Raw genomic sequence first — 20,431 nt, forward strand, 5'->3', positions numbered from 1 at the left:
CGCCGATTCGGTGAGCGGGTACCTCTCAGGAATTCGCGCATGGCTGCAGGGGCCTCTGCGGGCTTGCCGCTCCTCTTCCGGCCGGACGCCACCGGCAACTTTACATAATGTAAATTATCGACCTGAGAAATTCTCGGCTGGACGCGCGAGGATGTGGGCATGTCCGAGCCGAGTTCGCGTGCGGCGTACGTCGTGTTCCAGGAGACGGCCGCCGGCACCTGGCAACTTATCGGCGAGGTGGCCCGGCGGCCCGGTCTGCCCGCTCGCCGTGGCCGGGCGCAGGCCGTCGAGGATGCGCTGGGCCGGGCACCGCGGGACGGTGAGCGGTATGCGGTGATCCCCCGCAGCGAGTGGCGGGTGGGTCTGGACTGGTGACTCCGGCGTCCTCCCCGCACCGTCGTGCAACTAATGGTTGCGTATTGCTGAGTGCCGGACTACCTTGATGTGCAACCGATGGTTGCGAAAGGTGGCAGGGCATGGAGTTCGGCACGCTGGAGCGGGAAATTCACATCGCGGCCTCCCCCGAGGTCGTCTTCGATGTGGTCAGCAGTCCGGAGCATCTGCGCGAGTGGTGGCCCGACGAGGCCGAGTACCCGGTGGTGGCCGGTGGTGACGGGCGGATCGCGTTCGGGGGCAACTGGGTCCGGTTCACGGTCGTGGATGCCGTACCTCCTGAGCGGTTTTCGTTTCGCTGGACGCACGCGGAGGGTGAGCAGGCCGCCGAGGGCAACTCGTTCCTGGTGGTGTTCGAGCTCGAGCCGTTCGCCGGGGGGACGCGGCTGAAGATGACGGAGTCCGGTTTCCGGGAGCGCGGCTGGGACGAGGCGAAGGTCGCGGCCGAGTACATGGACCACGTGTCCGGCTGGGACGTGTTCATTCCGCGGCTGCCGGCCTATGCGGTGAAGGTGCGCAACGCGTGATGGTCGACGACGACTTGTGGTCGGCGGTCGGTGATCCGACCCGGCGGCGGATGCTCGACCTGCTGCTGAGCGACGGCGGTGGGACGGCGACGAGCCTGTCGGAGCATCTGCCGGTGACGCGGCAGGCGGTGACCAAGCATCTGGTGGTGCTGGACCGGGTGGGTCTGGTGCACGCGACGCCGGCCGGCCGGGAGAAGCAGTATCGCGTCGATCTCGCACAACTGGAGCGGGCGGTGACGCAGATGGCGGACGTGGGGGCGGCGTGGGACGCGCGGCTTCAGCGGATCAGGCGGATCGCCGAGGCGATCGAGCGCAAGACCAATTCCTAGGGGGTACGGGTCATGGCCGACATTCTTCATCGGATCGGTGTCGTCGCCGAGCCGGAGCGTGTGTACGAGGCGTTGACGACGCTGGACGGGTTGTCCGGCTGGTGGACGGAGAAGACCAGTGGTTCGGTCGCGCCGGGCGGGGTGATCGAGTTCCGGTTCCGGCCGGGCGGGTTCGACATGAAGGTGGTCGAGCTGGAGCCGGGGCGGCTGGTGCGCTGGGAGGTGGTGGACGGTCCCGAGGAGTGGATCGGCACGTTCGTGCGGTGGGAGCTGCGTCGCGAGGGTGAGTGGACGATCGTGCTGTTCCGGCATGAGGGCTGGCGGGAGCCGGTGGAGTTCATGTACCACTGCTCGACGAAGTGGGCGACCTATCTGATGAGTCTCAAGGAGCTGGTCGAGACGGGTGCGGGGTCGCCGGATCCGCGGGACGTGCAGATCAGCGACTGGCACTGAAAAATTGTCGTAGGTGGTCGCTAGGGTCCCGGCATGGCTGATGACATCGTCGGGGCCCGCTTCGAGCGGACCACACTGTCCGCCCCGGTGTTCGAGCGGGTCGAGATCACCGGGGCCCAATTCCGCAACGTGGAGTTCAAGGACGCCGACATGCGCGGCGTCGACCTGGTCGGCGTGCGGCTGCGCGGCGGGATGCTCGATGACGTCGACATCAGCGGCGAGGTCGGCCGGGTGACGATCAACGGGATCGAGGTGGGTCCGCTGATCCGGGCGGAGCTGGAGCGCCGGCATCCCGATCTGGTGAAGATGAAACCGGCGGATGCGGCCGGGTTCCGGGAGGCGTGGGCGACGCTCGGCCGGCTGTGGGCGGGCACGGTGGAGCGGGCGTCGCGGCTGGATCCGGCGTTGTTGCACGAGTCGGTGGACGGCGAGTGGTCGTTCATCGAGACGTTGCGGCACCTGTCGTTCGCGACGGAGTCGTGGGTGTTGCGGGCGATCCAGGGCGACCCGGCGCCGTGGGATGCGCTGAGCCTGCCGTGGGACGAGATGGAGGACACGCCGGGTGTCCCCCGCGACCGGTCGGCGCGGCCGTCGTTGGCGCAGGCGCTGGCGTTGCGGTCCGACCGGTTCGAGCGGGTGCGTGCCTATCTGTCGACGCTGACCGACGACGAGCTGAACGGGATGACGACGCCGGTGGCGGGGCCGGGCTGGCCGCCGGCGAAGAGTTTCCCGGTGCGTAAGTGTCTAGAGATCGTGTGCAACGAGGAGTGGTGGCATCGGACGTTCGCCGAGCGGGACCTGGCGGTTCTGGAGGCGGCGTCGAAGTAGGCGGTGTCAGATCTTCGCCTGGTGGGTTCTGGAGTCACGGGCTTGGTCGCATCCTCGGCGGTGGGAGGACGATAGCCATGGCCGGTAATTCCTCACCCGTGAACGGCGACACCACCCAAAGGCAGTCGCCCGTGCAGCAGGCGACGGTACGGAAGGCGGCGTCGCGCGGTCGCCGCTCGTCCCCGTCGGCCCCGGCCCGGCCCGAACAGGTCGCCACGGTGGCCGCGCTCGATGCGATCGGGATCGCGGTCACCGTCACCGCGATCGTGGTGCTGCTGAGGGTCGGCGACGCCGCCGCCGGGTGGTGGGTGGCGACCGGGGTCGCCGTGGTGTCCGGGGTCGCGGCGACGATCGTCGTGGCTCGGTTGATGGTGCGGCGGTGGACGTTCGCGGCCACCGCCGAGTCGATCGCGCAGCGGCTGGACGACGGCGGGGCGGAGGGCGGCTCCCCGGCGGGCTCCGAGCTGATCGCGGCGGCGCAGCGGCTGCGGTCGGTGGCCCTCGACAACGATCTCGGCCCGGTTGCCGCCCGGCTCGACGAGGCGCTGAGCGTTGTCGAGGCGGAAACGGTCGAGGCGGGGAGATGAGCACCGAGGTGCGGGTCGGGGTGATCGCCGGAATCGCCCAGTTGCTGGCGGCGATGCTGGGCCTGTTCGGGGTGCTCGCGACCGCCGGGAAGCCGGACGCGGGCGATGCCGCGCGGGCGCCGGCAGCGTCGGTCTCCGCCACACCGGTGGCCGCTTCGTCGGCGTCGTCGCCGGTGGGTGCGCCGTGCACGGACGTGATCGACAGGTACCGACGGCTCGTAGCGAACAATCCGGCACTGGTGACGGCGCTGGACACGGCCGGGCCGGACGGGTTGTCTCCGCTGCGCGCCGACGCGGATGCCCGCCGGTGCGGCATCTCGGCGGCGATGCTGCGTACCCTGCGCTGACGGTCACCGCAATCATCTCGTCGGCTGCCGGACATGTGTGGTGGGCGGTCGCCGGGTTCAGGTGAGGACGTATACGTATTCCTCCACTCCGTCGGGGCCGGTCTGTTTCGTCTCGGGGCGGAACCCGCATTTGCTGAGCACGCGGATGGAGCCGGCGTTGTGGGCGGCGACGTAGGCGTAGATCGGGCGGGCCGGGATCTCGGTGAGGAGCTGGGTCAGGGCCGCGGTGGCTATGCCTCTCCCCCAGTGCTCGCGGCCGAAGCTGTAGCCGACCAGGCGGCGGCCGTCGGCGGTCCAGCTGCCGATGTTGCCGGCGACCTGGCCGTCGGCTTCGACGGTGCGGATGGTGACGCTGCCGTCGGCGCGGATCTTGGACCAGTGGGCGTCGAAGGTGTCGCGGTCGCGGGCGGGAAAGGCGGCCATCTGGGCGGCCTCGGGATCGGCCTGGTGGCGGTAGAACGCGTCGAGGTCGCCGTCCTCGACGTCTCGCAGGCGTACGTCGGTCACTGCCTTCTTCCCCTCCGTTCGGCTGGGGTCCATGCTTGACTCTCCCCCAGGAGGAGAGTCAAGCCCGCGCGCCGGCCGCTCCCCCGGGTTCGCGAGGCGAGCGGTCCGTGGCGCGTATGGGTGAGCAGAGCCGGGCGGCGACCGGGCGGGCGCTCCCGTTCAGGTCTGCAGGGCGGGGGTGGCGAGCATTCCGGTGAGCTGGTCGGCGCTCAGCGGCCGGGCGAAGTGGTAGCCCTGGGCGTGGTGGTAACCGAGCGCGGTGAGGCGGGTGGCCTGGTCGGCGGTCTCCACGCCCTCGGCGACGATGTCGAGGTCGACCGCGCGGGCCAGGGCGATCACCGCGGCGGGCATGGTGTCGCGCTGGCCGCTGGTGGTGCCCTGGGTGAAGGAGCGGTCGAGCTTGAGCTGGTCGACGGGTAGCTCGTGCAGCAGGGTGAGGGTCGACTGGCCGGTGCCGAAGTCGTCGAGGGCGATCCGTACGCCCATCTCTCGCAGGGTGTGCAGGGTGGCGACCGCGGAGCCGGCGTTGAGCTCGACGGCGGTGGTTTCGGTGATCTCCAGGGTGAGGCGGGTGGCCGCGACGCCGGTCTCGCTCAGGGTGGCGGCGACACGGTCGGCGAAGCCGGGGTCGGACAGCTGGCGGGCGGTCACGTTGACGTTGAGGATGCCGGGTGCGTCGGTGCCGTACCGCAGGGTCCAGTCGGTCAGCTGGGCGCAGGCGGTGCGCAGCACCCAGTCGCCGAGCGGGACGATCAGGCCGGTGCGTTCGGCGACCGGGATGAAGTCGGCGGGCGGGATGACGCCGCGGGTGGGGTGGGCCCAGCGGACCAGGGCCTCGACGCCGCGCAGGCGGCCGTCGGCGAGGTGCACGATCGGCTGGTATTCCAGGTAGAGCTGCTCGTCGGCGAGGGCGCGTTGCAGCTGGGCGCCGGTGGCGGCGGTGTCGGCGACGGCGTTGGCCATGCCGGCCCGGTAGTGCTGGTAGGCGCTGCCGCTGACGTTCTTGGCGGCGTACATGGCGATGTCGGCGCGGCGCAGCAGGTCGGCGCCGTGGTCGCCGCCTCGGCCGGTGGCGATGCCGATGCTGGCCCGCACGAGCAGGTCGTGGCCGTCGGCGAGGACGGGTTCGGCGAGGGCGGCGATCATGCGGCGGGCGGTGTTCTCGGCGTCGGCGCCGGTGACGTTGTCGAGCAGGACGACGAACTCGTCGCCGCCGAGGCGGGCGACGGTGTCGCCGGGGCGTACGGCGGCGGACAGGCGGGCGGCCACCGCGATGAGCAGCGCGTCGCCGGCGCCGTGGCCGAGGGTGTCGTTGACGGTCTTGAAGTCGTCGAGGTCGATGAGGGCGACGCTGACCGGGCGGCCGGGGCGGGCCGGGTCGAGGGCGGCGGCGAGCCGGTCGTGGAACAGGGCCCGGTTGGGCAGGCCGGTGAGCGCGTCGTGGGTGGCGGAGTGGTCGAGCCGGTCGAGCAGGTGGGCGTTCTCCCGGAACGCGGCGACCTGCCGCCAGACGACCAGGCCGGTGAGGGCGACGGCGGCGACGGCGACGACGAGGGTGTCGCGGTCGCCGGTGCGGATGCAGATCAGCAGCAGGGTGTCGATGCCGGCGATGGCCAGGTACGGCATGCGGCTGAACGGTCGGTTGGTGGCGATGCGCGGGGGTTCGCCGGCGGCGGTGACGCGGCGCTGGTGTTCGATGCCGGCGGTGGCGCTGATCATCACGACCGGGATGACGACCTGGGCGATGTTCAGGTCGGGGCGGCCGATGATGAACTGCTGGACGATGCTGCTGCAGCCGCCGGCGAGCAGCCCCACGGCGAACAGTTGCAGGGAGCGGCGGGCGATGTGGGCGCGGCCGGCGAGGGTGACCTTGACGATGGCGAAGACGGTCAGCTGCTCGAGCAGGCCGGTGATGGTGACCATCAGGAGCGGCGTGGTGTGGTAGCCGGTCTTGTCGAGCATGGGGTGGGCCTGGAAGTGCCACATGAACACGGCGACGCCGACCAGCACGGTGCCGGCGTCGAGGCTGACGCGCAGCAGGTCGCGCCGTCCGGTGACGCCGAGTGGCAGGCGGCCCAGACTCCAGAGCAACACCAGGACCGCGGCGGCGTACGCGAGGACGGTCGGCAGCGACATGTCCTGGGTGGGCGTGTCGGCGAGCAGTGCGTCGCGGGCGTTGAGGGTGGCGCCGAGGCACATCAGGGCGCAGGTCGCGGCCAGGTGCCGCCAGAAGCGGCGGCTGGCCGGCGTCAGGGCCGGCATGCGGGCGAACCGGGTGGCGGTGACAGCGGGGATGGCGGCGGCGACGGGCGCGGCGATCCACAGCAGGGCGGCCGGTCCGTGCGGGGCGGCGAGGTTGACGGCGAACACGACGACCGCGAACGCCGCCACGCCCATTGCGGCGGCGACGGGCGCGTTTCGCCGCAGCATCCCGTACGTCATGAACCCCAACTCCCGCCTTTCGTACATCAGTGCTGGCCTGATCGGCGGGGCGGCGCTTCGATCTGAGGTTTCTCGGTAGGTTCGGCGGGTGCGGATTCGTTGGATCACCGGATTCCTGGATACGCCGTCGCGGGTGGCCGAGCCGTTCTGGCTGGCGGTGACCGGGACGACATTGTCGGCGCGCCGCGACGGCGGTGTGTTCGCGACGCTGGTGCCGGCGGCCGGTGACGCCTGCCTGCGGGTGCAGGTGACCGGGGCGGGTAGGCCGGGCGCGCATCTGGATCTGCATGTGGACCAGGTGCCGGCGGCGGCGTCCGAGGCGGTCCGGTTCGGCGCCACGGTCGTCGTCGACACCGCGGACCTGGTGGTGCTGCGCTCGCCGGCGGGCATCGCGTTCTGCCTGGTGCCGTGGCACGGTGAGGCGGTCCGCCCGGCGCCGGTGACCTGGGCGGGCGGGCAGAGCAGCACGGTCGACCAGCTGAGCCTCGACATTCCCGGGCGGGCGTACGAGGGGGAGGTCGCGTTCTGGGCATCGTTGACCGGGTGGGCGCCCGTCCGGTCGGACCATCCCGAGTTCGGTTTCCTGTCCGGCGGGCCGGCGATGCCGTTGCGGCTGCTCCTGCAACGGCTCGGTGACGGTGCTCCGGGCGTACATCTGGATCTGGCTTGTGATGGTGTCGACCTGGAAGTTGATCGTCATGTGGCGCTCGGTGCCACTGTGGTGCGGCGGGTGGCCGGGGAATGGACGACGTTGCGGGATCCGGCCGGGCGCGAGTACTGCGTGACCGGGCGGCCGCCGGTTTTGTCGTAGGCACCTGGTAGAACATCTAGCACAAGCGTTCGAACGATGTGGGAGGGTAGCGATGGCGGCCGCGGGCTTGAGCACGCAGGAGCTGACGACGATCCGCGACACCCTCGCGGCGGGCCGCCGGCCCAAGGTGCAGTTCACCGAGTCGGCCGGGCAGATCGCCGGGCAGATCGGCCAGGTGGTGGCCCTGCAGGACCCGGCCGCCGGCGACGAGTGGGTGGTGGTGCGGTTCGGCCGCGACGAGCTGCCGTTCGCCCCGGCCGATCTGCGGGTCGCGCCGCGGGGCGCGGCCGCCCGGAAAGCGGCGCCCGCTCCCCCGCCGCCGGCGCCGCCGATGCCCGAGTTCGTGATCGACAAACCGGTGCCGGCGAAGGCGGGGCCGGTCAAGGCGGGGGCGGTCAAAGCCGGGCCGGTCAAAGCCGGGCCGGTCGAAGCCGGGCCGGTCGAAGCCGGGCCGGTCGAAGCCGGGCCGGTCGAAGCCGGGCCGGTCGAAGCCGGGCCGGTGGAACACGCGCCGCCGAAGACCGAGCCGGCGAAAGCCGCGCCGGTGCGGGCCGGCGACGGGGTGGCGCGCGAGGATAGGCCGGGCGCGCCTGCGCCGCGGAAGGGTGGGGACGACGTGGCAGAGGCAGCGCCGCGCAGGGCGGCCCGGCCGGCGAAGGCGAAACCGGCGCCGTCGCTGACCATGACGCTGGCGTACGGTGAGGGCGAGTGGACGGTGTCGGCCGCGCAGGGGACGAAGGTGCTGGCCAAGCCGTACGTGGTGCGCCCGGCCGAGGCGCTGCGGATGGTGTCGCTGGTCGACGTGCCGGGCGTGCAGGAGGCGGTCGAGCACATTCTGGCCGCCGAGCGGGCCGAGGCCGAGCGGCAGGCGCAGCGGTTGCGGGCCGAGCTGGCCGAGGTGGAGGCGCGGCTGGCCGAGCTCGGGGAGGCGGGCGGCGGCAGCTGAGGTTCGGCGCCGCCCTGGGCGCAGCCGTGTGGTGCGGCCGGGTGGTTCGGCCCGGTGGTGCGGCCGGGTGGTGCAGCCGGGTGGTTCGGCCCGGTGGTGCGGCCGGGTGGTTCGGCCCGGTGGTGCGCCCGGGTGGTGCGGCGACGGCGTGGGTCGTGGGTCACCGGGGATGTGGCCGGCGTGCGATCATTGGCGGCCTTATGGGGAGTGACACCTGGCGGGCGCCGCTGATGTGGCGGTTCATGCTCGCGTTGGCGCGCGTGGCGGTGTGGCCGTTGTGCCGGCTGCGGGTCAGCGGGGCCGTGCCGGCGTCGCTGCGGCGCGGGCCGCTGATCCTGGCCGCCAACCACATCAGCCCGTTCGACCCGGTGGTGATGACCGCGGCCTGTCACCGGGTCGGGATCACGCCGCGGTTCCTGGCCACCGGCGGGATCTTCGACGCGCCGGTGGCGGGGGCGGCGATGCGGGCGGCTGGGCACATCCGGGTCGACCGGAACACGGCCCGGGTCGCCGACGCGTTGCCTGCCGCCGCGAAGGCGCTGGCCGAGGGGTCGATGGTGCTGGTCTACCCGGAGGGGCGGATCGGGCTCGACCCGTGGATGTGGCCGGAGCGCGGCAAGACCGGGGTGGCGCGGATGGCCGAGGCGAGCGGGGCGCCGGTGCTGCCGGTCGCGCAGTGGGGCACGCACGCGGTTCTGCCGTACACGACGCCGGAGGGCATCGTGCGCTCGCTGCTGCGGGCGTTGTGGCGACGGCCGGTGGTGCACGTCCGGTTCGGTGACGCTCCGGTCGACCTGAGCGGGGTGACCGGCACGCCGGGAGCGCGCGCGATGAAGGCGACGCGGCTCATCATGGACGGCATCGATCAGGCCCTGGCCCCGCTGCGCGTGGGTGAGATGGAGATGCCGCGTTTTGTGGACGTGACCCGTCCCGATGACCGTTCCCGGGTGCGGCCACGGCCGGCTTCGTGCGCGCGCGGCTGACCCGGGGGCGTGTGCCGGTGAGCCCGGCGATGAGCGCCGCTAATCCGGCTGTGTGCGGCTGGTCCGCCGGTAACGGTGACTCCACCCCACCCTCGACTGGGTGGGGCCAGGTTAGGGCCCGGGTATGACACTTTCCGCGGGCCGTCCACAGCGGTGCGCGTGCGTGCCCCCTTTGCCCTGCTCACCTATGCGCGCGGGGCCGGCTCCTCCTGCACGTCGGCGGGGATGAGGCTGTAGGCGGCCAGGTCGTGGCGGCCGGAGCGGGTCAGGGCGGCGTTGCGCAGGATGCCCTCGAACTGGAAACCGGCGGCGGTCGCCACCTTGCGGGAGGCGGTGTTCGGGACGACGGCGTTGAGGGTCACGCGGGCGAAGTCCTGGTCGTGCAACGCCCACGCGGCAGTCGCCCGGGCGGCCTCGGGGGCGTAGCCGTGGCCGCGCGCCCACGGCGCCGTCCAGTAGTGGATCTCGCAGGTCATCGCGGTCCAGTCGGCGTCGAACAGTGACACGTGGCCGAGCAGGCGGCCGCCGTCGGCCGGTACGACCGCGAAGCTGGCCGGGGACGGCTCGGCGCACCAGGCCCGGGCCTGCTCGGCGGTCGCCCCGGCCAGCGCAAAGCCGGCGGGGGCCCAGCGTACGTAGTCGTCGTCGTTCCAGACCGTGTGCACGTCGGGGGCGTCCGGCTCGGCGAAGGGGCGCAGGGTCAGGCGGGCGGTTCGCAGCGTGGTGATCGGGAACGGCATGCCAGCATGATCTACCGAAATGCGGTGGACCGCTGGCCCGGGTGTCGGCGATGGTGACGTCCGTGAACGAGATCACGGACGCCGAGCGGCGGGTCTGGGCGCGGCTGCCGGCGGGTGCGGCGGCGGCGATCGGCGGGCTGTCCGGCAGCGACCTGCAGGTGCTGATGATGGGCATCGCGCGGGAGCGGGCGCATCGCGTACGGCCGGCGCAGGTGTTGCGACGGTGGCGGCAGGATCGGCTGGTGCGTCCGGCGGCCGCCGATCCGCGGGCGGTGGCGGCGCTCGAGGCGCGGCTGTGGGCGATGCTGCCCGCCGACGTCGACGGGGTGTTCCTGTCGCCGGTGGTGCCGCTGGGCACGTGTACGTCGGTGGCGCCGCAGAGCCCGAACCGGATCGTCACCACCACCCGGCCGGTCGAGGTGCTCAGCGACCCGACGAACGCGCTGGCGGTGGAGGCGGCGGACCGGCGTTCCCGGCAGGGTGCGGGCGGCGAGGTGCATCTGGCCGCCACCCATCAGATCCTGCGGGCGCAGCATTTCGGGCCGGGGCGGGGATCGCATTTCCGGCTGTTCTCGCTGGTCTCCAGCGCCCGCGACACCGGGTCGGGGCGCACCGAGGCGCGGCTGCTGGCCCGGCATCTGGCGTTCTGGCGGCAGATCCTGCCGGAGGTGGGCGGAACGGTGGTGCACACCGTCTTCGACGATCCGGTGCTGCGGGAGCGGCTGGCCGGCATGCTGCCGGAGGATCCGGGGCGGCAGCGCGGCCGCGGCTACTACACGGGGGCGGCGCTGCTGATGACGGCCGGCGGCGGGCTCGAGCGGGGTGGCGCGGCCGGCGCTCCGCACGGCGGCAACGACGCGGCGGAGCGGGGTGGAGGCGCGGTGGAGCTCGGGGACGGTGGTTTCACGACCTGGACGGCGCAGCTGCTGGGCGACGCGAAGGAACGCTGCCTGGTGTCGTGCCTGTCCACCGAGCGGATGGCGGCGCTGCTCGCCGGCTAGCGACGGCAGCCGGCGAGCTCGGGTGCGGGGCGGCCGGTGAGGATCTCCCCGGCGGCCAGCCGGCCGACCGCGGGGGCGAGGCAGACGGCGGAGTGCATGACGGCCACATACGTCGACGGGTCGAGGAAGCCGATGACCGGGCCGCCCTCGGGCATCGGGCGCTCCCCGACCGACCAGCCGGTCAGGCGCAGGTCGGCGCCGAACGCCGCGCGCAGCCGTTGCATCGTGTCGCCGGCCAGGGCGCGCAGCCCGGGCCAGGTGCGGTCGCGGCCGAGCGGGGCGGTGGCCAGCAGATGACCGGCGTGGTCCTCGCGTACCTCGAAATGGGGTGTCGCCACCACCGAGCGCACCAGGCCCGCCGGGCCGCGCAGCCGGATCAGGAACGCCGGGGACGCGGGCACCGTGACCCGGCCGCCGCTCAGCTCGGTCACCCCGGTGCCCGCGGCCAGCACGGTGATCTCATTCGGCGGGGTGGTCACCGCGGGAGTCTCCGCACCCGAGACGAGGCGGGCGCCCCGATCCCGGGCGGCCAGCAGCAACGCTCTCGCGGCCGCGGCGGCGTCGACCGCGCCGTCGCCGGGGATGTGCACGGCCGTGTCGGGGACGGTGCGCAGGGCGGGTTCCCGGGCGGCGGTCTCGGCCGCGCCGATCAGGTGCTGGCCGGGTGCGACGGTGGCGGGAGCGGGCCAGCTCAGCGAACCCGGCCAGCGTACGCCGACGCCGGGCACGGCCTCGGCCAGGCGCCGCCAGTCGGGCAGCACGCAGTCGCGCAGGTCGGCGGCGCCGCCGGGCCAGCCGGTGCCGGTGCCGCCGATCCACGCGAACGAGGACGCGGTGACGCCGGCGTCGCGGAACAGGACGGTGACGGCGGCGCCGGCGTCGGCCAGGTGGTAGGCGATCGACGCGCCGACGATGCCGCCGCCGACGACCAGGACCCTGGTCACCGGGCGGCGCTTAGGGCGGCCCGGCCGCGCTCGGCGACCGTCAGCCACCGGTCGACGGTCGCCTCGTCGTGGTGGCGGATCGACCAGTCGACCATGCGCAGGCTCATGTGCGCCCAGTAGGCGCGGCGCCGGCGCGCCGAGACCAGGGCCAGGCGGTCGTCGACCAGCGGCAGCAGGGCCGGTGCGGTGCCGGCGAGGAAGAACCGCAGGGTGACCAGGTCGAAGTGGCGGTCGCCGCGGACCGCGCCGTCCCAGTCGACGACGCCGCTGAGCCGGCCGGCGTCGACCAGCACGTTGCCGGGGTGGAAGTCCATGTGGGTCAGGTCGTCGCCGACCATGTGGGTGCCGTCGGCGCCGACCTCGTGCACCCAGTCGAGCAGCCGGGCGGTCCGCTCGCTGTGCCCGCGCATCGGGTCGTGCAGGCAGAACCCGGGCCCGTCGCCGGTCAGGTACAGCTCCGCCGGGCGCGGGTCGGGCGCGGCGGACAACACCCCGGCAAGCTGGTCATTCACGCGCAGCATCTGCCGTACGAGGGAAGCGTCCACGATGGCCGGCGGCGCGCCGGGAAGCCGTTGTTGCACGATGACCCGCACCCCGTCGACGCGGGCGGTCAACTCGTGCCGGGCCGTCGGCACACCCGCCTCCCGCGCCCGGTCGGCCAGCGCGCCGCTCCGGGTGCGTCCCGCGGTGAGCACCGAACGCCGCCCGTCCGGCCAGCGCACGAACGCGGCGCCGACCTCACCGCCGGGCGCCGGTCCTTCCAGGATCAGACGCACCCCGGTGATCTCGGCGATGCGCTCCAGGACGCGCGGAGCGTCGAGGCGGGCCACGCGCGGCCACGCCTCGGTAGTCACGGGCGCTGCCCGGGATAGGTCACGACGGCCCCCCGAACCGGTGACGGCGATCGACGTCCGACCACGACCGTAGCGGCTACGGCCGGGTAGGAGTGTCGGCTGACAGACCCGCAACCCTAGTCGATCGAGGTCAGGCCTGCGGCCCCCGCTGACGCAGGTAGGCCAGGACGGCCTCGCGGGTGGTGCGCACCCCGAACAACGCCCGCGCCTCGGCGATGCGCCGGTTGGCGGTGCGCAGCGACAGGAACTCGGCGGCCGCGGCGGCGGCGATGGTGTCCCCGGCGGCGAGCCGGTCGAGCAGCGCCCGCTGCTCGGGCACCAGGTCGGCGACCGCGTTGCCGCCGTCGCCCGGTTCCGGCGCGGGACCTTGCCGTACGGGTCCGAGCCGGTTCAGGTCGTCGATCAGCGCCCGGCCCAGCGGCGAGTCGGCGTCGCAGATGGCCACGATGCCGGCGCCGCGGGCGGCCGCGAGCACGGCCAGTTGCAGCGACTCGGGGTCGGTGATGCGGCCGTGCAGCACCAGCCGGTTGCCGGTCACGTCCCAGGCCGGATCGGGCAGGGCGAAGCCGTCGCGGGCGACCCAGCCGTCACGGATCAGGCGGCGTAGGACGGTGTCGGCGTCACCGGGCGTGGCGACGACGTGGCGAGGGGCGTCGGGCTGTCTGGTCACCGGCCATCCTTGGATGCGTCAGAGGGGAAGGTGGCGAAGGCGAGGGCGGCGGCTTCCGTTCTGGTGCGGGCGCCGAGCTTGCGCATGCCGGCGCGGATGTGGGTGTCGACGGTCTCGGCCGAGATGCCGAGCTGCCCGGCGATGCGCCGGGTGGGTTCCCCCGCGGCGACCAGACGTAACACGTCGGTCTCCCGGCGGGTGAGCTGGTCACCCGACCGGGGACTGCGGGTGTCGCGGTGCACGTGGTGCCGGCGCAGCCCGCGCCGGGCCCGCCCGGCGAGGACGGTCAGGCCCGCCGCGTCGGCGAGCCGTTCCGCGTCGAGCAGCGCGGCGACCGCGCGGGCCGGGTCACTGTCGGTGAGCCCGGCGGCGAGCAGGCAGCGGACCTGTTCCCGCAGCGCGACGGGCCGCCACCCGTCGGCCGCGGCGGTGAATCCGGTGCCGGTGGCCCACGCGGTCAAGGTCCGCCGGGCCGGTGCGGGCAGCCCGGCCGGGATGGCCGGGGCGCCGGTGGCGCCGAGATCGTGGGCCGCCCACCGGGCGGTGATGGCCCGCAACCCGGCGAGCAGTCCGTGGGTGTCGCCGCCGGGTCCGGTCATGGCCCGGTCGGGTTGCCCGTCGAGCCATGCGGTCTCCTGCGCCACCCACGCGGTGGCCGGGTGCGCCGGCGCGGCGTCGAGGTGGGCGCGGGCGGCGCCGAGCAGGCCGGTGTCGGCTTCGATGAGGGCGGTGGCGGCGGTGGCGTAGCCGCGGGCTTCGTCGGGGATGGCCCGGTCGGCGAGATTCCCGGCGCGCAGCAGTACGCCGTCGGCGTCCCCGTGGTCGCCGGTGCGGTCGTGGTCGGGAGCGGAGGACGCGCTCGCCGAGAAGCCGCCGGGCGCGGCGGCGCTCGCTGCGGCACCGCCGAGTCCGGGAACGCCGAATGCGGGAACGCCGATGCTGGTCGGTGCGGGGGCGTCGGGTGCCGGCCCGGTCACAGCGGAGCCGCCGGCCCAGAAAGGAGCGGCCCCGGAGGACGCGGTTCCGGCCGGAAGGGCGCCGGTGGAGGGCGTTTCGGGGGCGGCCGATGACGGCGACGTTGCGGCCGGCGGGAATAGCGGTGCTGCGGCGTGGGACGCCATCTCGTCAGCTTGCGATGACCGTGCAGCGGCGTGCGGTGAAGGCCCGTCGGTCTCCGATGATGGCCCCGCGGTGTGTGGTGAAGGCCCGTCGGTCTCCGATGATGGCCCGGCGGCGTGGGATGTCGGGGCGGCGTCCGGGGGTGGCGGCAGGGCGGCGCCGTGCAGGGCGATGGCCCAGTCGGCGGCGGCGGCGAAGCGGGTCTGCCAGCCGTAGGCCAGCGCGTCGGCGCAGTCGCGGGCGGCGCGCCGGGCGGTGGTGGCGGCTTCGGTGAGGCGGCCGTCGGCGACCAGTTCCTCGACAAGCAGCCAGGCGCTCCAGCGGGCGATCTGCGGGTCGGCGGTGGCGGCGGCCGCGGCGAGGGCGGTGTCCCAGCCGGCGGTGCGGTGGCGGGCCTGGACGGCGGCCAGCGCGGCGGCGACGCCCGGCGGCGGGCTGGGGTGGCGGGCGCTGATCTTCCCGGCCAGGTCCTGGGCGGCGACGGGGTCGGCGGCCAGCTCGGCGAGCAGCAGGACCCGGTCGCGGGCGGCGACCACCGGTGCGGGGGCGGCGTCGGGGACGCGCGCGACCGCGGCGCGGGCGGCGGCGGGCCGGCCGGCTTGCAGGAGGGCTTCGCCGCGCAGGACGTCGGCCTCGGCGGCGAGCGCCGAGCCCGCGGCGATGCCGTCCGGGCCGGCGGGTGCGGTGGCCGGGGAGGAGGTGGAGCCGGCGGGAGCGGCGGGTGAAGAGGAGGTGGCACCGGCGGGAGCGCCGGCTGAGGAGGAGGTGGCGGCGGGAGCACCGGTGGGGAAAGTCAGGATCTGTGCGGCCGCGGCGGGGCGGCCGGCGGCCAGCAGCGCGTCGGCGGCGGCCAGGCGCACGCGCGGGTCGATGGGGGTGTTCAGCTCGCAGGCGAACTGCAGCAGGGCGGCACGGTCGCCGCCGGTGGACCGGTCGGCGGCGGTCAGCGCCATGCGGTGGGCGGCGGCCGCGTCGCCGGCGGCGGCGAGGTGGCGTGCGGCCTCGGCGGGCGGGGTGAGCTGGGCCAGCCGGGTGTGCAGCTCGGTGCGGCCGGTCTCGTCGAGCAGGCCGGCGGCGGTCTCGGCCACGTAGGTGGAGGTCGGGATCAGGTCGCCGGTGGGTGCGGTGGTGATCAGGCCGGCGGCCCGCAGGTCGGCGGCGCCGGGGCCGAGCAGCGCGGCGGGGGCGGGGCGGCCGAGCAGCCCGAGCGCGGCCAGGGCGGTGCGGGCCGGGCGGGGCAGGTCGGCCAGGGCGGTGGCGATCGCGTACGCCACCTGGTCGATGCCCTGGTGGCCGGGGGCGCGACCGGCCGCGGCCTGCCGGGCCAGCGCGGTGATCGCCAGGGGGTTGCCGCCGGCCCGGTCGACCACCGCCCGCAGGGTCGCGTCGCCCAGCTGCGCGGCCGTGCGGCGGGCCAGGTCGAGGGCGGCCTCCCGGCTGAGCGGCGGCACGTCGGCCCACAGGGTGGCCGCCTCGTGCAGGGCGGCGGTGGTCTCGGCGCTCAGCCGGTGCGGGGTGCGCACGGCGACCAGCACCCGGCAGTGCGCGGCCAGCAGCGGCAGCGCGGCCAGGGTGGCGGCGTCCGCGTACTGGATGTCGTCGAGGACCAGCAGGCCACCGCGGACCCGGGACCGGACGGCCTCGGCGAGCAGGTGCACGTCGTGGGCGGGCAGCCGGGCCCGCACCGCCCGGGACAGGGCGAGGGCGGGGGTGGTGCGCAGCATGGCCAGGCCGCCGCCGGCGTGCACGGGGCCGGGCAGCTGCTCGGTGATGCGGCGCAGCAGGGTGGTGCGGCCGCAGCCGGGCGGGCCGGCCAGCACGACCAGGGCGGGGCGGCGGAGCAGGGCAGCAGCGTCGCCGGCCGGCTCCTTCACATCCGCCACCGGTGCCCTCCCCTGTCCTCATGGCACGAACACGGGATCCCGTGACGCGCGGCTGTCCGTAGGCTGTGCTGCGGCGGGCACCCGGCCCGCCCCGCGCTGGGAGGGTCAAGGTGCCGACGGCCGTGGTCGCCTCATTCTCGCCGACAGTGTGCCTGGCTGACGAGTCGTTGTGAGCGGTCCGCTGAGCGCCAGCGTAGCGACGCTGTGTGACGAGGTCGCCGGGCGGATCGGCCCGGAGGCCGGTGGCCAGCTCAGACAGATCAGCGACAGGCTCGGCGAGCCGTTACGGGTTGCGATCGCGGGTCGCCTGAAAGCCGGAAAGTCGACACTCGTCAACGCCCTGATCGGGCGGCGGGTGGCCCCGACGGCGGTCGGTGAGTGCACCCGGGTGGTGACCCGGTTCCGGTACGGGCCGGCCGACCGGGTCGACGTGGTGTGCCGCGACGGGCAGCGCCGCAGCCTGCCGCTGGACGACGACGGGATGATCCCGCAGCGGCTGGGCGTGCCGCTGGGCCGGGTCGCCTACGTGGATGTGACGCTGACCAGCGAGAAGCTGCGCGACCTGACCGTGGTCGACACGCCCGGGCTGGCGTCGACCGACACGATGGTGTCGGCGCGGGCCGAGGAGGCGGTCGGCGTGTCGACGGCCCCGTTCGACGCCGACATCGACGCGGCGTCGGCCCACGAGGTCGCCGCGGCCGAGGCCGTCGTCTACGTCTTCACCCAGGCGGTACGGGCCGACGACGTGCGCGCGCTGGAGGCGTTCCGGGACGCCTCGGCCCGGCTGGCGTCGTCGCCGATCAACGCGCTGGGCGTGTTCGCGAAGGTCGACACCCTGGTCGGTGGGGCCGGCGACCCGTGGCCGGTGGCCGAGCCGCTCGCCGCTCAGCAGGCGGGGCTGCTGGCCCGTACGGTGTCGGATGTGGTTCCGGTGATCGGCCTGCTGGCCGAGACGGCGGAGGCAGGCCGGCTGACCGCCGCCGACGGGCAGGCCCTGCGCCGGCTGGCCGGGCTGCCGGCGGCCGAGCTGCGGCTGATGCTGGCCTCGGTCGACCTGTTCCGCAGCCGGCCCGCGCCGGTGCCGGCCGAGCGGCGCGAGCGGCTGCTGAGCCTGCTCGACCTGTACGGGATCGGCTTCGCCCTGGCCCAGCTGGCGGCCGAACCGCAGCTGGGCACCGGCGAGCTGGTGCGCCGCCTGGTCGCCGCCTCCGGTTTCCCGAGACTGCGGGAGACGCTCGAGGAGACGTTCCGGTGGCGCTCCGACGCGATCAAGGCCGGCTGGGCGCTGGGCCGGGTGGAGCGGATGGCCGGGCACACCCGCGACGAGTCCGACCGGGAGACGCTGCGCGACGCGGTCGAGCGGCTGCTGCGCGACCCCGCCTACCACCGGCTGCGGCTGCTGGACGCCGCCCAGCGGGTGGCGACCGGCACGGTGCCGCTGCCGGCCGCCTGGGAGGCGGAGCTGACCCGCCTGGCCACCTCCGACGACCCGGGGTGGATCCTGCGCCGGCCCGGCGCGAGCGCCGACGAGCTGGCCGCCGCCGCGGTCGAGGCCGCCAACCGGTGGCGGGTCTACGCGGTCGCCGGCGCCGGGCCGGCCCAGTCGCGGGTCGCGCAGGTCGCCCACCGCGGCTTCCACCTCCTGGCCCAGCAGGTGCGCCGATGACCACGCCGACGACCGCCGGTGATCTCACGCCCGTCCTGGATGCCGCCGTGCGCGACACCCTCGCGTACGTGCGCACCGTGGACGCCGATGCCGGCGCCGACCTCGCCGAGCTGCGCCGCCGCCAGCTCGTCCGTCCCTCGATCGTGGTCGTCGGCGAGACGAAACGCGGCAAGAGCTCGCTGATCAACGCGCTGCTCGGCGTGCCCGGCCTGTCCCCGGTGGACGCCGCCGTCGCCACCGCCACCTACCTGCAGTTCGTGCCGGGTGAGCCGGGCATGCGGGCCTGGACGCCGGGCGCCGCCGGCCCGGTCGAGATCGACGACCTGCGCCGGTGGGCGACCGGCGAGCAGAAGGCCCGCCGCATCGAGGTGTCGCATCCGGCGCCGCTGCTGCGCTATCTGAGCCTGCTCGACACCCCCGGCGTCGGCGGCCTCGACCCGGCGCACGCCACCGTCGCGCTCGCCGCCGTGGAGAAGGCCACCGCGCTGCTGTTCACCGCCGACGCGTCCGCTCCGCTGTCCGCGCCCGAGCTGGAGTTCCTGGCCGCGGCCAGCGAACGCGTCGACGTCGTCGTCTTCGCCCTCACCAAGATCGACGTGTTTGCCGGGTGGCGGCGCATCGCCGACGACAACCGGGCCCTGCTGCGCGCGCACGCGCCCCGCTTCGCCGACGCACCCTGGTTCCCGGTCTCGGCCACCCTCGCCGAGCTGGCCGTGGCCGCCCCGGCCGGCGAGCAGGCCGCCCTCGTCGACGCCTCCCGCATCGCCGGCCTGCAGCACGCCCTGGTCGACCTGGCCGGCCGCGGCCACCAGCTGCAGCTGGCCAACGTGCTGCGCGCCGCCCGCGGCGAGCTGACCCGGCTGGCCGCCGCGGCCGCGGCCCGGGTCGAGGCGGCCGGCGCCGACCCGGCCCGCCACGCCGAGCTGCGCGCCGAACGGGCCGCCCTGGCCGCCCGCAAACGCACCGAGTCCCGGCAGTGGACGCTGCTGCTGAGCACCGAGACGCAGCGGGCCCGCATCGAGACCGTCGGGCAGCTGCGCACCAGCATCGCCACCCTGCAGCAGCAGTTCTCCGAACGCATCGACACCGGCCGCGGCGAGGCGCTGACCGGGCTGCCCGACGCCGTCGACACCGCCCTGCAGGCTCTCGCGGCGACGCTGTCCACCCAGCTGGAGGTCACCTTCCACGAGGTCGGCGAGAAGGTGCTGGCGTCGGTGTTCGACGAGCAGGAACGCGCCGCGATGCTCGGCCGGCTCAACGCCACCCTCCGGCACGCGCTGGCCGCCGCCCCGCCGCGCGACGGGTCCGGGGAGAACGCGCTGATCGCCCTGTCGGCCGGCGGCATCGCCTTCATGGCCGGCCGCGGGGCGATCCTGGGCGCGTCGGTGTTCGCGCTGGGCGGCCTGCTGGTGCCGGTCGCCGGCATCGGCCTCGGGCTGGCGGCCGGCGGGTACGTGCTGTGGCGGCGCCGGGTGCAGACCGACCGGCAGCAGGCCCGGGTCTGGCTGCGCGACGTGCTCGGCGAGGCCCGCGCGGCGCTGGCCGACGAGATCGCGAACCGGTTCACCGACCTGCAGTACGCGCTGTCGGTGGCGGTGGACGACGCGGTCGAGCGGCGGCTGCGCGACCTGGACGCGCACCTCGCCGAGCTGGACGCGGCGGCGGCCGAGGATGCGGCGGGGCGGGCCAAGCGGCGGGCCGCGGCGCAGAGCGACCTCGACGCCGTACGGGCGAAGCTCCGCGCTGTTGACGACGTGCTGATCCGGGCGCGGGCCCTGACGCCCGTCCCGTACGACGAGGAGAACCGATGACGGATCACCACGATTTCGGCGATCACGATTTCGGGTACGACGCGCAGCACGACCCGCTGCACGATCCGCTCGAGCACGAGACGCCGCCCTACGAGCCACCCGACGACCACCTGGCCTGGGACGACGGCCCGCACCACGACCCGGCCGCCGTGCACGACGCCGGCGTGCACGAGGCCGCCGTGCACGAGGCCGGCGTGCACGAGGAACCCGTGGCCGACGAGCCGGCCGATCACGCCGATGTCACCGAACCGCCGGCCGACACCCATCAACCCGACATGTCGGATGTTTCGCAGGAGTCGGTATTCCCGCCGCCGGTGGACGTCGGGGACCTGCCGGAGCCGGTGGACGGCTTCCCGTGGATCGACACCGGCAGCCTCGGCACCCACGAGATCGCCGCGGCGCCGGCCGACGGCGAGCAGCAGACACCGCCGCCGGCCGAGCTCGCCGAGTACGCCGCCACCGACCTGCCGCCCGGCGCCGAACCGTGGGCAGTGCTCGCCGACTCCGACGACCCGGCCACCGCCGCCCTGGCGAAATGGTGGTCGCGGAACTGAGTACGCGCCTCCTGTTCGACGGCGGCCCGCGGATGG

Annotated in this window: 21 protein-coding genes; 14 read left to right on the forward strand and 7 right to left on the reverse strand. The window is 74.6% G+C overall.

All coding sequences use genetic code 11. The annotated features are described in order from the left end of the window. The first annotated feature begins 159 nt into the window (after nucleotides 1-159). From ACQP2F_RS24045 to ACQP2F_RS24075, 7 genes are all read left to right on the forward strand, one after another. Complete coding sequence (locus ACQP2F_RS24045) at nucleotides 160-375, forward strand: hypothetical protein (RefSeq protein WP_433290880.1); 216 nt, start codon at nucleotides 160-162, stop codon at nucleotides 373-375. A gap of 101 nt (nucleotides 376-476) precedes the next feature. After that, nucleotides 477-920, forward strand: coding sequence for an SRPBCC domain-containing protein (locus ACQP2F_RS24050; RefSeq protein ID WP_433290882.1), 444 nt, complete (start codon nucleotides 477-479; stop codon nucleotides 918-920). Continuing rightward, entirely contained in the window at nucleotides 920-1,249 is a 330-nt protein-coding gene (locus ACQP2F_RS24055; RefSeq protein ID WP_433290884.1) for an ArsR/SmtB family transcription factor, read from the forward strand. The genes ACQP2F_RS24050 and ACQP2F_RS24055 overlap by 1 nt, the downstream gene beginning before the upstream one ends. Nucleotides 1,250-1,261: 12 nt before the next feature. Next, nucleotides 1,262-1,702 (forward strand): SRPBCC family protein, encoded by a 441-nt coding sequence (locus ACQP2F_RS24060; protein ID WP_433290886.1) that lies wholly within the window; start codon nucleotides 1,262-1,264, stop codon nucleotides 1,700-1,702. A gap of 33 nt (nucleotides 1,703-1,735) precedes the next feature. Continuing rightward, the gene (locus ACQP2F_RS24065) at nucleotides 1,736-2,530 is read left to right on the forward strand and encodes a DinB family protein (protein ID WP_433290888.1); all 795 of its coding nucleotides are present in this window, start codon (nucleotides 1,736-1,738) and stop codon (nucleotides 2,528-2,530) included. A gap of 131 nt (nucleotides 2,531-2,661) precedes the next feature. Then, nucleotides 2,662-3,117, forward strand: coding sequence for a hypothetical protein (locus tag ACQP2F_RS24070; RefSeq protein ID WP_433290890.1), 456 nt, complete (start codon nucleotides 2,662-2,664; stop codon nucleotides 3,115-3,117). Next, nucleotides 3,114-3,464 (forward strand): hypothetical protein, encoded by a 351-nt coding sequence (locus ACQP2F_RS24075; RefSeq protein ID WP_433290892.1) that lies wholly within the window; start codon nucleotides 3,114-3,116, stop codon nucleotides 3,462-3,464. Before ACQP2F_RS24070 ends, ACQP2F_RS24075 begins: the two co-directional genes overlap by 4 nt. Before the next feature lie 57 nt (nucleotides 3,465-3,521). Here ACQP2F_RS24075 and ACQP2F_RS24080 read toward each other — a convergent pair whose 3' ends face one another. Together ACQP2F_RS24080 and ACQP2F_RS24085 are read right to left on the reverse strand one after the other, a co-directional pair. After that, a complete protein-coding gene (locus ACQP2F_RS24080; RefSeq protein WP_433290894.1) occupies nucleotides 3,522-3,971 on the reverse strand; it encodes a GNAT family N-acetyltransferase in 450 nt (149 codons plus the stop codon). A gap of 159 nt (nucleotides 3,972-4,130) precedes the next feature. Beyond that, entirely contained in the window at nucleotides 4,131-6,413 is a 2,283-nt protein-coding gene (locus ACQP2F_RS24085) for a putative bifunctional diguanylate cyclase/phosphodiesterase (RefSeq protein ID WP_433290896.1), read from the reverse strand. An 88-nt stretch (nucleotides 6,414-6,501) separates the two neighbouring features. On the opposite strand from ACQP2F_RS24085, the gene ACQP2F_RS24090 reads away from it, so the two are divergent. From ACQP2F_RS24090 to ACQP2F_RS24100, 3 genes are all read left to right on the forward strand, one after another. Beyond that, a complete protein-coding gene (locus ACQP2F_RS24090; protein ID WP_433290898.1) occupies nucleotides 6,502-7,224 on the forward strand; it encodes a VOC family protein in 723 nt (240 codons plus the stop codon). A gap of 52 nt (nucleotides 7,225-7,276) precedes the next feature. Further along, entirely contained in the window at nucleotides 7,277-8,170 is an 894-nt protein-coding gene (locus ACQP2F_RS24095) for a hypothetical protein (protein ID WP_433290900.1), read from the forward strand. Nucleotides 8,171-8,370: 200 nt separating this feature from the next. Continuing rightward, entirely contained in the window at nucleotides 8,371-9,153 is a 783-nt protein-coding gene (locus tag ACQP2F_RS24100) for a lysophospholipid acyltransferase family protein (RefSeq protein WP_433290902.1), read from the forward strand. A gap of 185 nt (nucleotides 9,154-9,338) precedes the next feature. Here the strand turns inward: ACQP2F_RS24100 and ACQP2F_RS24105 are convergent, their stop codons facing one another. After that, complete coding sequence (locus ACQP2F_RS24105; protein ID WP_433290904.1) at nucleotides 9,339-9,893, reverse strand: GNAT family N-acetyltransferase; 555 nt, start codon at nucleotides 9,891-9,893, stop codon at nucleotides 9,339-9,341. 62 nt (nucleotides 9,894-9,955) lie between these two features. On the opposite strand from ACQP2F_RS24105, the gene ACQP2F_RS24110 reads away from it, so the two are divergent. Then, nucleotides 9,956-10,894 (forward strand): hypothetical protein, encoded by a 939-nt coding sequence (locus tag ACQP2F_RS24110; protein ID WP_433290905.1) that lies wholly within the window; start codon nucleotides 9,956-9,958, stop codon nucleotides 10,892-10,894. Here ACQP2F_RS24110 and ACQP2F_RS24115 read toward each other — a convergent pair. The 4 genes from ACQP2F_RS24115 to ACQP2F_RS24130 all read right to left on the reverse strand — a co-directional run bounded on the left by ACQP2F_RS24115 (nucleotide 10,891) and on the right by ACQP2F_RS24130 (nucleotide 16,364). Next, on the reverse strand, nucleotides 10,891-11,838 hold the full coding sequence (locus ACQP2F_RS24115) for an FAD-dependent oxidoreductase (protein WP_433290907.1): 948 nt from the start codon (nucleotides 11,836-11,838) through the stop codon (nucleotides 10,891-10,893). The two genes, ACQP2F_RS24110 and ACQP2F_RS24115, sit on opposite strands and share 4 nt — an antisense overlap. Next, entirely contained in the window at nucleotides 11,835-12,692 is an 858-nt protein-coding gene (locus ACQP2F_RS24120; RefSeq protein WP_433290909.1) for a phosphotransferase, read from the reverse strand. Before ACQP2F_RS24120 ends, ACQP2F_RS24115 begins: the two co-directional genes overlap by 4 nt. A 130-nt stretch (nucleotides 12,693-12,822) precedes the next feature. Further along, the gene (locus tag ACQP2F_RS24125; protein WP_433290911.1) at nucleotides 12,823-13,362 is read right to left on the reverse strand and encodes a LuxR family transcriptional regulator; all 540 of its coding nucleotides are present in this window, start codon (nucleotides 13,360-13,362) and stop codon (nucleotides 12,823-12,825) included. Further along, complete coding sequence (locus ACQP2F_RS24130) at nucleotides 13,359-16,364, reverse strand: LuxR C-terminal-related transcriptional regulator (protein ID WP_433290916.1); 3,006 nt, start codon at nucleotides 16,362-16,364, stop codon at nucleotides 13,359-13,361. Before ACQP2F_RS24130 ends, ACQP2F_RS24125 begins: the two co-directional genes overlap by 4 nt. A gap of 169 nt (nucleotides 16,365-16,533) precedes the next feature. Here ACQP2F_RS24130 and ACQP2F_RS24135 point away from each other — a divergent pair, with 169 nt between their 5' ends. Genes ACQP2F_RS24135 through ACQP2F_RS24145 form a run of 3 tightly spaced genes read left to right on the forward strand, consistent with a single transcriptional unit; the run spans nucleotide 16,534 to nucleotide 20,395 of the window. After that, nucleotides 16,534-18,030, forward strand: a complete 1,497-nt coding sequence (locus ACQP2F_RS24135; protein WP_433290918.1) for a dynamin family protein — start codon at nucleotides 16,534-16,536, stop codon at nucleotides 18,028-18,030. After that, nucleotides 18,027-19,841, forward strand: coding sequence for a dynamin family protein (locus ACQP2F_RS24140; RefSeq protein ID WP_433290920.1), 1,815 nt, complete (start codon nucleotides 18,027-18,029; stop codon nucleotides 19,839-19,841). Before ACQP2F_RS24135 ends, ACQP2F_RS24140 begins: the two co-directional genes overlap by 4 nt. Beyond that, nucleotides 19,838-20,395 carry a hypothetical protein gene (locus ACQP2F_RS24145; protein ID WP_433290922.1) on the forward strand — a complete coding sequence of 186 codons (558 nt, stop codon included), beginning with the start codon at nucleotides 19,838-19,840 and terminating at the stop codon, nucleotides 20,393-20,395. The genes ACQP2F_RS24140 and ACQP2F_RS24145 overlap by 4 nt, the downstream gene beginning before the upstream one ends. Nucleotides 20,396-20,431: the final 36 nt, after the last annotated feature.

Origin of the sequence: Actinoplanes sp. CA-030573 (genome assembly GCF_050951115.1) — a bacterium.
Taxonomy (GTDB): Bacteria; Actinomycetota; Actinomycetes; order Mycobacteriales; family Micromonosporaceae; genus Actinoplanes.